The sequence below is a fragment of the Agrobacterium sp. 16-2014-1-2a genome, assembly GCF_053522705.1.
This window is the reverse complement of record NZ_JBNWBX010000001.1, coordinates 1,713,501-1,728,796: the sequence shown is the minus strand read 5'-3', so window position 1 is coordinate 1,728,796 and position 15,296 is coordinate 1,713,501. Positions and strand designations below refer to the sequence as shown.

12 protein-coding genes are annotated in these 15,296 nt (G+C 58.9%); 10 read left to right on the top strand and 2 right to left on the bottom strand.

The annotated features are described in order from the left end of the window. The first annotated feature begins 359 nt into the window (after positions 1 to 359). From polA to ACQZ45_RS08580, 10 genes are all read left to right on the top strand, one after another. A complete protein-coding gene (gene polA, locus ACQZ45_RS08625; protein WP_003514342.1) occupies positions 360 to 3,347 on the top strand; it encodes a DNA polymerase I in 2,988 nt (995 codons plus the stop codon). Between the two features lie 86 nt (positions 3,348 to 3,433). Continuing rightward, a complete protein-coding gene (locus ACQZ45_RS08620; RefSeq protein ID WP_003514344.1) occupies positions 3,434 to 4,153 on the top strand; it encodes a DUF1868 domain-containing protein in 720 nt (239 codons plus the stop codon). Positions 4,154 to 4,346: 193 nt separating this feature from the next. Then, positions 4,347 to 4,532, top strand: a complete 186-nt coding sequence (gene rpmF, locus ACQZ45_RS08615) for a 50S ribosomal protein L32 (protein ID WP_003514347.1) — start codon at positions 4,347 to 4,349, stop codon at positions 4,530 to 4,532. 161 nt (positions 4,533 to 4,693) lie between these two features. Beyond that, positions 4,694 to 6,520, top strand: coding sequence for a sensor histidine kinase (locus ACQZ45_RS08610; RefSeq protein WP_019564552.1), 1,827 nt, complete (start codon positions 4,694 to 4,696; stop codon positions 6,518 to 6,520). Beyond that, complete coding sequence (locus ACQZ45_RS08605; protein WP_003514350.1) at positions 6,517 to 7,863, top strand: sigma-54-dependent transcriptional regulator; 1,347 nt, start codon at positions 6,517 to 6,519, stop codon at positions 7,861 to 7,863. Before ACQZ45_RS08610 ends, ACQZ45_RS08605 begins: the two co-directional genes overlap by 4 nt. A 197-nt stretch (positions 7,864 to 8,060) precedes the next feature. Beyond that, positions 8,061 to 9,044 carry a tripartite tricarboxylate transporter substrate-binding protein gene (locus tag ACQZ45_RS08600; RefSeq protein WP_026330668.1) on the top strand — a complete coding sequence of 328 codons (984 nt, stop codon included), beginning with the start codon at positions 8,061 to 8,063 and terminating at the stop codon, positions 9,042 to 9,044. A gap of 100 nt (positions 9,045 to 9,144) precedes the next feature. Beyond that, on the top strand, positions 9,145 to 9,606 hold the full coding sequence (locus tag ACQZ45_RS08595; RefSeq protein WP_013635240.1) for a tripartite tricarboxylate transporter TctB family protein: 462 nt from the start codon (positions 9,145 to 9,147) through the stop codon (positions 9,604 to 9,606). A 9-nt stretch (positions 9,607 to 9,615) separates the two neighbouring features. Further along, entirely contained in the window at positions 9,616 to 11,121 is a 1,506-nt protein-coding gene (locus tag ACQZ45_RS08590; RefSeq protein ID WP_080799875.1) for a tripartite tricarboxylate transporter permease, read from the top strand. A 153-nt stretch (positions 11,122 to 11,274) separates the two neighbouring features. Beyond that, positions 11,275 to 11,487 carry a SlyX family protein gene (locus ACQZ45_RS08585; RefSeq protein ID WP_013635242.1) on the top strand — a complete coding sequence of 71 codons (213 nt, stop codon included), beginning with the start codon at positions 11,275 to 11,277 and terminating at the stop codon, positions 11,485 to 11,487. Between the two features lie 13 nt (positions 11,488 to 11,500). Continuing rightward, positions 11,501 to 12,052 carry a DUF924 family protein gene (locus tag ACQZ45_RS08580; RefSeq protein ID WP_111790068.1) on the top strand — a complete coding sequence of 184 codons (552 nt, stop codon included), beginning with the start codon at positions 11,501 to 11,503 and terminating at the stop codon, positions 12,050 to 12,052. A gap of 68 nt (positions 12,053 to 12,120) precedes the next feature. On the opposite strand, the gene dnaJ is transcribed toward ACQZ45_RS08580, so the two are convergent. Together dnaJ and dnaK are read right to left on the bottom strand one after the other, a co-directional pair. Next, on the bottom strand, positions 12,121 to 13,254 hold the full coding sequence (gene dnaJ / locus ACQZ45_RS08575) for a molecular chaperone DnaJ (RefSeq protein ID WP_113291284.1): 1,134 nt from the start codon (positions 13,252 to 13,254) through the stop codon (positions 12,121 to 12,123). 90 nt (positions 13,255 to 13,344) lie between these two features. Next, the gene (gene dnaK, locus ACQZ45_RS08570; protein WP_003514373.1) at positions 13,345 to 15,246 is read right to left on the bottom strand and encodes a molecular chaperone DnaK; all 1,902 of its coding nucleotides are present in this window, start codon (positions 15,244 to 15,246) and stop codon (positions 13,345 to 13,347) included. Between the last annotated feature and the right edge of the window lie 50 nt (positions 15,247 to 15,296).

Genomic DNA, 15,296 nt, shown 5'->3' with positions numbered 1-15,296 from the left:
ATATATCGCACGGTATGTTTATGCCAGTCAGAAACCCGGCACAAATAAAAACCGCCATGGCCGGGAGGGGACGGCCATGGCGGTCATATAAGAGGACAAAGGCCCGGAGAGGGGGGAAAGGCCTTTGTCCGGTCTGATGCGGCGGGGGACGAGCCTACAATCAGACTACGGCGTGATCAGGCGCCGTCCCCTAAGAAATGTGTGTGCAAATGCGGCTTTTCAAGGGAAAATCTATTACAAATTCGTAAGGTTCACGCGAATTTTGCCGGTGCCTCCAGCGGCTTAGCCCCGTGCGCTTTGCGGTGCGTTGTTTGAACTTTCTGTGGACGTCAAAACGGCCCCGCGCTATCCATATCGCCATGAAAAAAGGCGATCATCTCTTCCTCGTTGACGGCTCCGGTTTCATTTTCCGGGCGTTCCATGCCATTCCCCCGCTGAACCGCAAGTCGGATGGGCTGCCGGTCAACGCCGTTTCCGGCTTCTGCAACATGTTGTGGAAGCTCCTGAAGGATGCGCGCAATACTGATGTCGGCGTCACGCCCACGCATTTTGCCGTGATTTTCGACTATTCGTCGAAAACCTTCCGCAACGAGCTGTACGATCTATACAAGGCCAACCGCACCGCACCGCCGGAAGATCTGGTGCCGCAGTTTGGCCTGATCCGCGAGGCGACACGGGCCTTCAACCTTCCCTGCATCGAGACGGAAGGCTTCGAGGCGGATGACATCATCGCCACTTACGCCCGTCAGGCGGAGGCGATTGGCGCCGATGTCACCATCATTTCTTCCGACAAGGATCTGATGCAGCTCGTCACGGCCAATGTGCATATGTACGACGCCATGAAGGACAAGCAGATCGGCGTTCCCGATGTCGTCGAAAAATGGGGTGTAGCCCCGGAAAAGATGATCGACCTTCAGGCGATGACCGGCGATTCCACCGATAATGTTCCGGGTATTCCTGGTATCGGGCCGAAAACGGCCGCGCAATTGCTGGAAGAATACGGCGATCTCGACACGCTGCTGGCGCGGGCAGGAGAAATCAAGCAGCAGAAACGCCGCGAAAACATCATCGCCAATGCCGATCTTGCCCGCCTTTCCAGACAGCTCGTGGCGCTCAGAACCGATGTGCCGCTGGAGCAGTCTCTGGAAGAACTGGTGCTCGAACCGCAGAACGGCCCGAAACTCATCGCTTTCCTGAAGGCGATGGAGTTCACGACGCTGACGCGCCGGGTAGCTGAAGCCACCGATAGCGATGCCTCTGCCATCGAAGCCGCCAATGTGCCGGTGCAATGGGGCGCTGATGCCCATGGACCAGACCTCGACGCCGCGCCTGCAGTTGCCGCAGCTGATGACAAGACCGCTGCGCCGGCGTCAACCACCGCTTCGGCACGGAAGGTGACAGGGGAGGGTAGCGCGCCCACCGATCTCGCCACGGCACGGCAGACGGTTTTCTCCGCCGCCAAGATCGACACGACCGCCTATACGACGATCAGGGATCTGGCGGAGCTGGATCGTTGGGTTGCCGCTGCCCGCGAAACAGGTGTCGTCGCCTTCGACACGGAAACGACCTCGCTCGACCCCATGCAGGCGGAACTCGTCGGTTTTTCGCTGGCGATTGCCGATAACGGCAAGGATGCCTCAGGCACCGATATCCGCGCTGCCTATGTGCCATTGACGCACAAGACCGGCTCCGGTGGCGATCTTTTCAGCGATGGCATCAGGCTTGCTGAAGGACAGGTGCCGTTTGCCGAGGCGCTGGCACGTTTAAAGGATCTTCTTGAGGACGAAGCCGTTCTGAAAATCGCGCAGAACCTCAAATATGACTACCTGCTGATGAAGCGCCACGGCGTCGTCATGCAGAGTTTCGACGATACCATGCTGATTTCCTACGTTCTTGAGGCGGGAAAAACCACGCATGGCATGGATACGCTTTCCGAACGCTGGCTCGGCCACACGCCGATCGCCTACAAGGACGTGGCGGGATCGGGCAAGTCGAGCATCACCTTCGATTTCGTCGATATTGACAAGGCGACCGCTTACGCCGCGGAAGACGCGGATGTCACCCTGCGGCTGTGGATGGTGCTGAAGCCCAGGCTTGCCGCAGAGCGGCTGACCAGTGTGTATGAGCGGCTGGAGCGCCCTCTGGTGCCTGTACTGGCGCATATGGAGGAGCGTGGCATCACCGTGGACCGACAGATCCTGTCGCGTCTCTCCGGTGAACTCGCCCAGAAGGCGGCTGCTTTCGAAGAGGAAGTCTACCAACTGGCAGGCGAGCGTTTCAACATCGGATCGCCAAAGCAGCTCGGCGATATCCTGTTCGGCAGGATGGGCCTGCCTGGCGGCTCCAAGACCAAGACGGGCCAATGGTCCACATCGGCGCAGGTTCTCGAAGATCTGGCGGCAGAAGGGGCTGAGTTGCCGCGCAAGATTGTAGACTGGCGGCAGCTGACCAAGCTGAAATCGACCTATACGGATGCGCTTCCCGGATATGTCCATCCGCAGACGAAACGGGTGCACACGTCCTACGCGCTGGCCTCCACCACCACGGGGCGCCTGTCGTCCTCGGAGCCGAACCTTCAGAACATTCCGGTGCGCACGGCGGAAGGTCGCAAGATCCGCACGGCCTTCATCTCCACCCCCGGACACAAGCTTCTTTCCGCCGATTACAGCCAGATCGAGCTACGTGTGCTTGCCCATGTCGCCGACATTCCGCAGCTTCGCAGCGCATTCGAAAACGGCATCGACATTCATGCGATGACCGCATCGGAAATGTTCGGGGTGCCGGTGGAAGGCATGCCGTCTGAAGTGCGCCGACGTGCCAAGGCCATCAACTTCGGCATCATCTACGGTATTTCCGCTTTCGGCCTTGCCAACCAGCTCAGCATCGCGCGCTCCGAAGCGGGCGAATATATCAAGAAATATTTCGAGCGTTTTCCTGGCATTCGCGATTACATGGAAGCGACCAAGGCTTTCGCCCGCGAGAACGGCTATGTCGAGACGATTTTCGGCCGCCGCGCGCATTATCCGGAAATCCGCTCCTCCAACCCTTCCATGAAGGCCTTCAACGAGCGTGCAGCCATCAACGCACCTATCCAGGGGTCTGCAGCCGATATCATTCGTCGTGCGATGGTCCGTATCGAGCCGGTGCTGGAGGCGGAAAAGCTTTCTGCCCGCATGCTGCTGCAGGTACATGACGAACTCATCTTCGAAGTCGAGGAAGGGGAAATCGAAAAGACCCTGCCCATCGTCGTCTCGGTGATGGAAAATGCAGCCATGCCGGCTATTTCCATGAGGGTTCCGCTCAAGGTGGATGCCCGCGCGGCCGACAACTGGGACGAGGCGCATTGACGGGAATTGACCGGCCATTGACCGATAGCTGTCATTGGTTTGTTGCGTGCGCAGATTAGGGGAAACATCTCAAAAGGAGTTCCCCCATGCACGCCCCGCTCGTTTCAAAAGATCTGGAATCTTTTTCCGCTGCCAGCCACGATCAGCCGCCGCGCCATCTGGGTCGCCGCTATAATACGGATGGTGAATTCCTGCTCGAGCCGGGCAATACCGTGGTCTGCCATCTCGTTGAAGGGTCGAAAACCGAAAGCGCAATCATCGGGACACGCCAGCGTTTTCTGGATATGCCCGAGGCATCGCAGCTGGCCTTCACGCCGGTTTCCAGCCTGCATATGACGGTATTTCAGGGCATTATCGAATATCGCCGTGCATTTCCCTACTGGCCGGAAGACATGCCACTCGATACTCCGATCAACACGATGACGGAGTATTATTGCGATCGTCTGGCGGATTTTCCGGGCCTGCCTGGTTTCAATATGCAGGTGACTGGTCTCAAGCCGACGGGGCTGGTGCTGAAGGGTGCCACCGCCGAAGACGACCGGATCATTGCGCTGTGGCGGGATACATTTGCCGAAGCTTTCGGTTATCGGCATCCCGATCACGACACCTATCAATTCCATATTACGCTGGCTTATGTCACGCGCTGGTTCGATCCGGAGTGCCTGCCGCGATGGCAGGCGATGCTGGATGAAGAGCTGGAAAAACTGCGTGCGGCAGCGCCGATAATCGAGATGCGCGCTCCAGCTTTCTGTGAATTCAGGGACATGAACCACTTTAGGGAACTTGTGGTTTTTGATAGGAAGTGAAGCATGATTTGCAAAGGCCTGCCGCCCGCCCGTCGCAGCAAACCGGCTTAATCGGAAAAAATGCGCGTCAGGGCTGGTCAAAGCCCGTTTGGGCATGTATAAGCGCGCCAAATTTCCGATATCGAGACACCCGACATTCGGCCTTTGGTTATGGCCGGTTACGTTGTTTCGCCGCTAAAGTGGAGTAACAAAAATGGCTGTACCAAAAAGAAAAACAAGCCCGTCCAAGCGCGGCATGCGCCGCTCGGCTGACGGTCTCAAGGCTTCGACCTACGTTGAAGACAAGAACTCCGGCGAACTGCGCCGTCCGCACCATATCGATCTGAAGACCGGTATGTATCGCGGTCGTCAGGTTCTGACGCCGAAGGAAAGCGCATAAGCTTTCTGAAATAATCTTTACGGAAAACCGGCCCTCGTGGCCGGTTTTTTGTTTTTGGGCCGTTTAGCTGCTTTTTTCGGTTACTTGGAAAATCCGATCACTCCTCCTACACTCTGTTCGGGAGAGCAGGTCTGGTGCCTGCAACGGGGAGGGGCGCTTCGGTGAAATATCGCTGGATTTTATTGACGCTGCTCAGCCTCGGCCTCGGTTACGGCGCCGTGACCAAGGGCAGCGGCATCATTGCGGAAAGCTATTTCGGCGAAGTCTCCGATCAGGGCCGCACCACCCTCAGGCTGGCCGTCTCGGCTCTTGGCGGGCTTTTGAGCCGTTTCGAGCCGCTGCCCGCCCTGATCGCCGATCACGACGACATTGAGGAGCTTGTCGCGCATCCGCAGGATGAGGCGATGCGCCAGCGCGCCAATATCTATCTCAAATCCATCAATACATTGCTGGAATCCTCCGACATCTACATCATCACGCTGGACGGAGTGACCATCGCCGCCAGTAACTATGATGGACCCACGAGCTTCGTCGGTGAGAATTTCAGCTACCGTCCCTATTTTCAGGATGCCGCCAAGGGCTTCCCGTCGCGTTTCTTTGCGCTAGGCACCACCTCCCACAAGCGCGGTTATTATTTTTCCGCGCCTATTCTCTTCAACGAGGAGATAAAGGGCGTCATCGTCTTCAAGGTCGATATTGAAGGCATAGAGGCGTCGTTCGGCGATGGTGAAAACCGCATTCTCGTATCGGACCCGGAAGGCATCATCTTCATGACCGGAACGCCGCAGTGGCTTTATTCCGGCCTGATGCCGCTGACACCGGAAAGGCTTGCGCGCACGGCTGCATCCCGGCGTTACGCCAATGCCGACCTGAAGGAACTGCCGCTGAAAAACGGCAATTTCGGCTCTCATCAGTTGATGACGATCAGCCAGAACGACGGTGACAGGGAATATCTCGTCTTGTCGCAGCCGATGCCCGACGCGGGCTGGACGGTCAGCGTGCTGATGGATACCGGCTCACTCAGGACGCAGGTCAAGACGGCGATGATCGCGATCATCCTCTGCCTGTGTCTTGCGGCTGCCGTGGTCGCCGCCATGCTGCAAAGACGGCGGCGCGTGCGCGAACGCCTGACGCACCAGGCCGAGGCTCAGGCGGAGCTGGAGCGGCGTGTGGAGGAGCGCACAGCCGATCTGGCGCGGGTGAACCGTGAGATCGAACACGAAATCGCCGAGCGTCGCCAGACGGAGAAACAATTGCGCAAGATGCAGAATGACCTGGTTCAGGCGGGCAAGCTTGCAGCGCTCGGACAAATGTCGGCAGCACTTTCGCACGAGTTCAACCAGCCGCTCGCAGCCGCCAAGAATTATGCGGAAAACGCCTCTCTTCTCGTGGAACGTGGACGTCTAGAAGAGGTGACGGAAAACCTCAGGCGTATTTCGGGCCTTATCGATCGCATGGCTTCTATCAGCAGGCATCTGAGAAATTTTGCCCGCAAACCCAATGAGAAAATGGCTGCGGTCGCGCTCGATGCTGTCCTTCGCGATACGCTGGAAATTGTTGGAGCACGGCTGAAGGCCGCCGATGCGGTGCTGGATGTTGATCTTGGTCCGGTGCCGCTTGCGGTGAAGGCCGGGCCGGTGCGGCTGCAGCAGGTGCTGGTCAACATCATCTCCAATGCCGCCGACGCGGTGGAAGGGCGCGAGGATCGTCGCATCGCTTTGAAAGCCGTGCTGCACGGTCAGACGGTGTCGATTTTCATTCGTGACCGAGGTCCGGGCGTTCCTCCGGCGATTTCGGAGCGCATCTTCGATCCCTTCTTCACCACCAAGGGCGTGGGGCGTGGCCTGGGTCTCGGCCTTTCCATCACCTACAACATCATCAAGGATTTTGGCGGCCAGCTGCGTGTCAGAAACCATGAAGACGGCGGCGCGGAATTCGAGATCGAATTACCGGCAGCAGCCTATCGTGTGGAGGTGGCGGCGGAATGACCATGTCGCGGGTTCTGTTGATTGATGACGAGGAGGAACTGCGCTTTTCCACCGCGCAGGCGCTGGAACTTTCCGGTTTTGCGGTCACCATGCTGGCAAGCGCCGAACATGCGCTTGAACTCATCGGCTACAGCTTCGATGGCGTCGTGGTCAGCGATATCAGGATGCCCGGCATGGATGGCATGACGCTGCTGCAGAAGGTGCGGGAGCTTGACCCGGAAATACCTGTCATCCTGATGACGGGCCATGGCGATGTGCAGCTTGCCGTCAATGCCATGCGCAACGGTGCTTATGACTTCATCGAAAAGCCCTTCACCCCGCAATATCTCGCCGGCATCATAAAAAGAGCCAACGACCGGCGGGCACTGGTGCTGGAAAACCGCCGCCTGAAGGCGGTGGCGGGCAAGCATGACGATCTCGAAACGCGTCTGCCCGGCAGAACCCAGGTCATGGTCGATCTGCGTTACCGCATTCGCGCCATCGGTGCGACGGATGCCGATACGCTCATTGTCGGCGATACCGGTGCGGGCAAGGAAGTGGTGGCGCGCGCACTTCACGATATCAGCGCCAGAGCCAACCGGCCCTTTGTCGCCATCAATTGTGCCGCCCTTCCGCAAACGCTGATCGAAAGCGAGCTGTTCGGCCACGAGGCTGGCGCTTTTCCCGGCGCGCTGCGCCCGCGCTACGGCAAGTTCGAGCATGCCCGCGGCGGCACCATATTGCTGGACGAGATCGGCTCCATGCCCTTTGAATTGCAGGGCCGGTTCCTGCGCGTCTTGCAGGAACGGGTGATCACCCGTCTTGGCTCCAATGAAACAGTCGAGCTCGACGTCCGCTTCATCGCCACCAGCAAGGTCGATCTGGAGCAGGAAGTCGCGGCAGGGCGGTTCCGTGCCGATCTTCTTTACCGCCTGAACGTGGCGACGATTCTCGTGCCGTCCCTCTCGCAGCGCAGTGCCGACATACCGCTGCTTTTCCTGCATCTGGTGCGGGAGGCTGCTGCCCGTTACGGTCGGGAAGATATGGACGTTCCGCAGCATCTACTCTCAGTCATTTCCCTGCGTGAGTGGCCGGGCAATGTCCGGGAATTGCGTAATGCGGCGGACCGTTTCGTTCTCGGTCTGGAAAGCGATGTCTCCGAAACCTCGCTGCCGTTTGAGGGCGATGGCAAGGCGGCGCTTGCCGCAAGGGTCGCCGCTTATGAAAAAAGCCTTATTGCGCGCGCGATCGCCGCCCACGGCGGAAATCTGAAATCCGTCTATGAGAGCCTCGGCATTTCACGCAAAACGCTTTACGAAAAAATGCAGAAATACGAGCTGCACCGGCACATGACCGAAGTGTGATGGGTGGATTTCCACCCATGGATGAGCCCGTATGGGTAGAAATCCACCCATTGCTGCCCATGATGGCGATAAAAGCGCGCCTTGCCGCAAGACCGCCGTTGCTGAACGGCAATCCCGGATCGCAAATGGCTCACCCCGGTCGCCATGGAGGAGCATGCGCGGCTGAAGTGGCGAACATTTTCATCCGGGAGGAATCGATGAAAATACTGAAGACAGTTACCGGCCTTGCTGCCGCCGCTGCCGTTTCCCTTTTTGCGCTTTCTGCATCCGCTCAGAACTACCCCGAGCGCAACATCACCATGGTCGTGCCCTTTGCCGCCGGTGGCCCGACAGATACGGTCGCGCGTCTTGTCGCTGAATCCATGTCGAAGGATCTCGGCCAGCAGATCATCGTCGAAAATGTCGGCGGCGCTGGTGGCACGCTGGGCGCTGGCCGCGTGGCGGCGTCGGATCCGGACGGTTACACCGTTCTGCTGCATCACATCGGCATGGCGACGAGCGCCACGCTTTATCGCAAGCTCGCCTATGATACCCTGAACGCTTTCGAATATGTCGGTCTGGTCACGGAAGTGCCGATGACCATTCTGTCGCGCAAGACGCTCGAGACCAAGGATCTCAAGGGTCTGATCGACTACGCCAAGGCGAATAAGGACAAGGTCACCGTTGCCAATGCCGGCATCGGTGCTGCTTCGCATCTGTGCGGCATGTTGTTCATGAGCGCGATCGAGACACCGCTGGTCACTGTTCCCTACAAGGGCACAGGCCCGGCCATGACCGACCTGCTCGGCGGACAGGTCGATATCATGTGCGACCAGACTACCAACACCACCAAGCAAATCCAGGGCGGGACCGTCAAAGCCTATGCCGTAACCTCGGCCAAACGGCTCGACGTGCTGCCGGACGTACCGACAGTTGCCGAATCGGGCCTGCCGAAGCTTGAGGTGGGTATCTGGCACGGTATCTACACGCCGAAGGGTACACCGGCCGAGATCAACGAAAAGCTCTCCAAGTCGCTGCAGGTCGCGCTGAAGGACAAGAACGTGGCGGCCCGTTTTGCCGAACTCGGCACCACGCCTTCCCCGGAAGCCGATGCGACGCCCGCAGCGCTCAAGACCAAGCTTGAAAGCGAAATCGCCCGCTGGAAGCCTGTGATCGAGGGCGCCGGCCAATATGCCGACTGATGGTTGAAGCAATTGCCGGCGGCACCCTGCCGCCGGCTTCTTGCCGTCAATTTAACGCGCGGAACGGTGTGTGGCCGGCCGCAGTGGAGGGGCATCTTTCATGAAGTCGTTTTTCATTGACCCTGCCGAGGCAGCCTGTGGGGCAATTTTCATCGGTTTTGGCGCTTTTTTCGCGTTGCAGTCTTTCGGGCTGGATATCGGAACCGCCTTCCGCATGGGGCCGGGTTATTTTCCGCTTGTTCTGGCAATCGTGCTGATCCTGCTTGGCGCGGTAATATTCATTCGCGCCACCCGTGTGCAGGGCGATGCCCTCGGTGCAATCGCCTGGCGGGGGATTTTTTTCATCCTGCCCGCGCCGATCTTTTTCGGTTTCACGGTCCGGGGGCTTGGTTTCGTACCGGCGCTTTTTTTCAGCGCCCTTATCGCAGCCTTCGCCTCGCACAAGATGAGCCCGCTCATGGCCGTCATTATTTCCGCCGCCATCACGGTCTTTTCCGTTGCTGTGTTCAATTATGGTCTCGGCCTGCCATTCCAGCGCTTCGGCCCCTGGCTTAAATTTTGAGGTGCCGCAATGGAATTGCTTGATAATCTTGCTCTCGGTTTCGTCACGGCCACGTCGCTGGCAAACCTGTTTTTCTGCCTGATTGGCGTGCTGCTCGGCACGCTGATTGGCGTGCTGCCGGGCATCGGCGCAACCGCAACCATCGCCATGCTGTTGCCTATCACCTTTCAGCTTGAGCCCGTCTCATCGCTCATCATGCTCGCAGGCATCTATTACGGCGCGCAATATGGCGGCTCCACCACGGCGATCCTCATCAACATGCCGGGGGAATCCTCATCCGCCGTTACCGCCATTGACGGCTACCAGATGGCGCGCAAGGGCAAGGCGGGTGCCGCACTTGCGATTGCCGCCATCGGCTCGTTTTTCGCCGGCACGGTTTCCACCTTTCTCGTGGCAGTCTTTGCACCGCCTTTGACGGCGATTGCGCTGGAATTCGGCGCGGCGGAATATTTCTCGCTGATGGTCGTCGGCCTTGTCTCATCCATCGCGCTTGCCCATGGTTCCATCGTCAAGGCGCTGGCCATGGTCGTGCTTGGCCTGCTGCTTGGTCTGGTCGGTACGGATATCTACAGCGGCGCGCCGCGCTTCACTCTCGGCATCCGTGAATATGCCGATGGGCTGAATTTCGTTGCGGTGGCGGTGGGTGTATTCGGTATCGCCGAAATCCTGCGCAATCTCGAAAACGAGCGCACGCGCTCGGTGCTGATCGCCAAGGTCAGCAGCCTGATGCCGTCGAAGGAAGACTTCAAGGCCATGGTTGGCCCGGTGCTGCGCGGTACGGTCATCGGTTCGGCACTCGGCATCCTGCCGGGCGGCGGTGCAATTCTCGCTGCCTTCGCATCCTACACCGTCGAAAAACGCGTCTCCAAGCATCCTGAGGAGTTTGGACACGGTGCGGTCGCCGGTGTTGCCGGTCCGGAATCCGCCAATAATGCCGGTGCCCAGACCTCGTTCATCCCGCTTCTGACGCTCGGCATTCCCGCAAACCCGGTGATGGCGCTGATGATCGGTGCGATGATCATTCAGGGCATCGTGCCCGGCCCGAACGTTGCGACCGAGCAGCCGGCGCTGTTCTGGGGCATCATCGCCTCGATGTGGATTGGCAATCTGATGCTCGTCATCCTCAACCTGCCCCTGATCGGGCTTTGGGTGAAGCTGCTGACGGTGCCTTATTACGTGCTTTTCCCCATCATCATGGCCTTCTGCGCCATCGGGGTTTACAGCGTCAATTCCAACGTCTTCGATCTCTACGCCGTCGCCTTCTTCGGCTTCATTGGTTATGTGCTCGTGAAGCTGCGCTGCGAGCCGGCGCCGCTGCTGCTGGGCTTCGTGCTTGGGCCGCTGCTGGAGGAAAACCTGCGACGCGCCATGATCCTGTCACGTGGCGATCCGACGACCTTCTTCACCCGACCGATCAGCGCTACCCTGCTGTTTATTGCTCTGGCCGTGCTGATCATCGTCTTCCTGCCCAGCGTGAAGAAAAAGCGCGAAGAGGTTTTCGTAGAAGAAGACTGAGCAGGTCTCGAAATATTCGGAACGCCGGTGATGGAAATCTCGCCGGCGTTTCTGCGTTGATGGGATCGCTGTGAGGAATCCGGTTCACCGAAGCGGCATATGGTTGACTTGAAGCTTTTTAGGGCCAAGGAAGGGCGGGAAAGAGAGGTCGATATGACGTCGGAAACCGAAAAACGGATCATTGCGCTTGAGGAAACGATCGCGCATCAGGCCAAGACTATAGAGGAACTGTCCGACCAGCTGACGGAACAGTGGAAGGTGGTGGAACAGACCCGCGCCAAGCTCGACCGGTTGACGGAAAGGTTCCTGAGCCTTGAGGAGCAGTCGCTGGACGCACCCGCAATCACCCGGCCGCCGCATTATTGATGAGGGAGACCCGATGAGGAGCGATACAGCCGCACTTGCCGCCGAAATTGTGGATTTCTGGAAGAAGGCAGGACCGGACAAATGGTTCGACAAAGACGCCGCCTTCGACGATCACTTTCATGACCGTTTCCGCGATGCCCATTTTGCCGCTGCAAGGCGCGAATTGGATGGCTGGCTGGACGGTGCGGAAAGCAGCCTCGCGCTGATGCTTCTGCTGGATCAGTTCCCGCGTAACTGCTTTCGCGAGACAGCGCATATGTATGCGACCGATCCGCTGGCACGCATGTTCGCCAGCGAGGCCATCCGTCGCGGCCACGATCAGGCGGTGACCGAGGATTTGCGGGTCTTTTTCTATCTGCCCTTTTCCCATTCGGAAAGCATCGAGGATCAGGAGCGTGCCTGCACGCTCAACCGGCCGCTTGGCGGGCTTTATCTCCACCATGCCGAAGAGCATCGCGATATCGTCGCGCGTTTTGGCCGCTTTCCGCATCGCAACGACATATTGCTGCGGGAAACGACGCCGGAGGAACGGCAATATCTTGATGCGGGCGGTTTTACTGGCTGATACGAACGAAAAACGCCGCCAGTCCCGAAAGACGGCGGCGCTTTTTTTTGGTGGGTAACGGCCGCAGATCAGCCGTCGAAGAATTCCTTCATCCGGGCAAAGAAGCCGCTCGATTCCGGATTATTCTCTTGGGACGAGAGTTGCTCGAACTCCTGCAACAGCTCGCGCTGGCGCTTGCTGAGCTTCTGCGGTGTCTCGATCTGGATCTGGATGTAGAGATCGCCAGTCTGCGCCGAACGCAGCACCGGCATGCCCTTGCCCTTCAGGCGGAACTGCTTGCCTGGCTGGGTGCCTTCCGGAACCGTGACGCGAGACTTCGTGCCGTCGAGCGTCGTGACATCGAAGGTGCCGCCAAGAGCGGCCGTCGTCATGGATATCGGCACGGTGCAATAGAGATCGGCGCCGTCGCGCTGGAAGAACTCATGGGGACGCACGGACAGGAAGATGTAGAGATCGCCCGCCGGGCCGCCACGCATGCCGGCTTCGCCTTCGCCCTGCAGGCGAATGCGGGTGCCATCCTCGATACCCGAGGGAATGTTGACCGAAAGCGAACGCTCTTCCGTCACGCGGCCCTGGCCGTGGCACTTGCTGCACGGATCGGAAATCGTCTGTCCGCGCCCGTGGCAGGTGGGGCAGGTGCGTTCTACCGAGAAGAAGCCCTGGGCTGCGCGCACGCGGCCGGAACCCTGACAAGTGCCGCAGGTTTTGGGTTGCGTGCCGGGTTTTGCGCCGGAACCGGAACAGACATCGCAGGTTATCGAGGTTGGAACCCTGATCTGCGCCGTCTTGCCGGCAAAGGCTTCTTCCAGCGTGATTTCCATGTTGTAGCGAAGGTCGGCGCCGCGCTCGCGACCGCCGGAAGAGCGGCGTGCGCGTCCGCCGCCCATCATCTCGCCGAAGATGTCTTCGAAGATATCCGAGAAGCCGCCATTGGCGAAACCGCCGCCGCCCATACCACCGCCGCCCATGCCGCCATTTTCAAAGGCGGCGTGGCCAAAACGGTCATAGGCCGCGCGTTTTTGCGGGTCCTTCAGCGTTTCATAGGCTTCGTTGATTTCCTTGAACTTCCGTTCGGAATCAGCATCATCCGGGTTCTTGTCCGGATGGTATTTCATCGCGAGTTTGCGGAAGGCGCTTTTCAGCTCTTTTTCGTCCGCGGTCTTGCTGACGCCGAGTGTTTCGTAAAAGTCTGCTTTCGCCATTAAGATAACAAGCCTCGCAAATGGATTTCCGGCTGCACTTCGGCAGCCGGATGTCTTGCATGTATCGACAGGAGACGGGAAGTCACGCGATTATGCGGACTTCTTGTCGTCCTTGATTTCCTCATAGTCGGCGTCGACGACGTCGTCCTTGCCGCCTTCTCCGTTAGCGCCTGCTTCAGCCTGCTGCGCTTCGTAGATGGCCTGACCGAGCTTCATGGAAACTTCCATGAGGGTCTGGGTCTTTGCCTGAATGTCGTCGGCATCCGGCTCGGAAGCCTCAACGGCCGTCTTCAGGCTGGCAATGGCGTCTTCGATGGCCTTGCGGTCGGTTTCGGAAACCTTGTCGCCATATTCCTTCACCGATTTCTCGGTGGAGTGAACGAGGCTTTCGGCCTGGTTCTTGGCTTCGACACCCGCACGACGCTTCTTGTCGGCTTCGGCATTGGCTTCAGCGTCCTTGACCATCTTCTCGATGTCGGCGTCGGAAAGACCACCGGAAGCCTGGATACGGATCTGCTGTTCCTTGCCGGTGCCCTTGTCTTTCGCCGAAACCTGCACGATGCCGTTGGCGTCGATATCGAAGGTCACTTCGATCTGCGGAACGCCGCGGGGTGCCGGCGGCAGGCCGACGAGGTCGAACTGGCCGAGCAGCTTGTTATCCTGTGCCATTTCGCGCTCGCCCTGCGAGACACGGATCGTCACGGCCGACTGGCTGTCTTCGGCGGTCGAGAAGGTCTGGCTCTTCTTCGTCGGGATCGTCGTGTTGCGATCGATCAGACGAGTGAAGACGCCACCCAGCGTTTCGATGCCGAGCGACAGCGGCGTCACGTCGAGAAGCAGAACGTCCTTGACGTCACCCTGCAGAACGCCGGCCTGAATGGCGGCGCCCATGGCAACCACTTCATCAGGGTTCACGCCCTTGTGCGGCTCCTTGCCGAACAGCTGCTTGACGACTTCCTGTACCTTCGGCATGCGGCTCATGCCACCAACGAGAACGACTTCATCGATCTCGGCAGCGGTAACGCCGGCATCCTTGAGGGCAGCCTTGCAAGGGGCGACGGTGCGCTGCACCAGATCGTCCACCAGGCTTTCGAACTTGGCGCGGGTCAGCTTCAGCGTCAGGTGCTTCGGACCGGAAGCATCAGCCGTGATGAACGGCAGGTTGATTTCGGTCTGCTGCGAGGACGAAAGTTCGATCTTGGCCTTTTCGGCAGCTTCCTTGAGGCGCTGCAGAGCGAGCTTGTCGTTCTTCAGGTCGATGCCCTGATCCTTCTTGAACTCGCCGGCCAGATATTCGACCAGACGCATGTCGAAGTCTTCACCGCCGAGGAAGGTATCGCCGTTGGTGGACTTCACTTCGAAAACGCCGTCGCCGATTTCCAGAACGGAAATATCGAAGGTGCCGCCGCCAAGGTCGTAAACGGCGATGGTCTTGCCGTCCTTCTTGTCGAGGCCGTAAGCGAGGGCTGCCGCGGTCGGCTCGTTGATGATGCGCAGGACGTCCAGACCGGCGATGCGGCCGGCATCCTTGGTTGCCTGGCGCTGGGCGTCGTTGAAGTATGCCGGAACGGTGATGACGGCCTTCTCGACCTTTTCGCCGAGATAGGATTCAGCCGTTTCCTTCATCTTCTGAAGGATCATCGCGGAAATCTGCGAAGGGGAATAGTTCTTGTCCTGAGCCTTCACCCATGCGTCGCCATTGTCGCCCTTGACGATTTCAAAGGGAACGAGAGCCTTGTCCTTTTCGACGGTCGGGTCTTCATAACGGCGACCGATGAGGCGCTTGACCGCAAACAGAGTGTTGGTCGGGTTGGTGACCGCCTGGCGCTTAGCCGGCTGGCCGACAAGGCGTTCGCCATCGTCGGAAAATGCCACCATGGATGGCGTAGTGCGCGCGCCTTCCGCGTTTTCAATAACTTTCGTGTCCTTGCCGTCCATCACTGCAACGCAGGAATTGGTTGTGCCAAGGTCGATACCGATTACTTTTGCCATGCTCTTCTCTCCTTGAAGCGAGCTGTCGGAACCCCGTGAGGCATTCCATG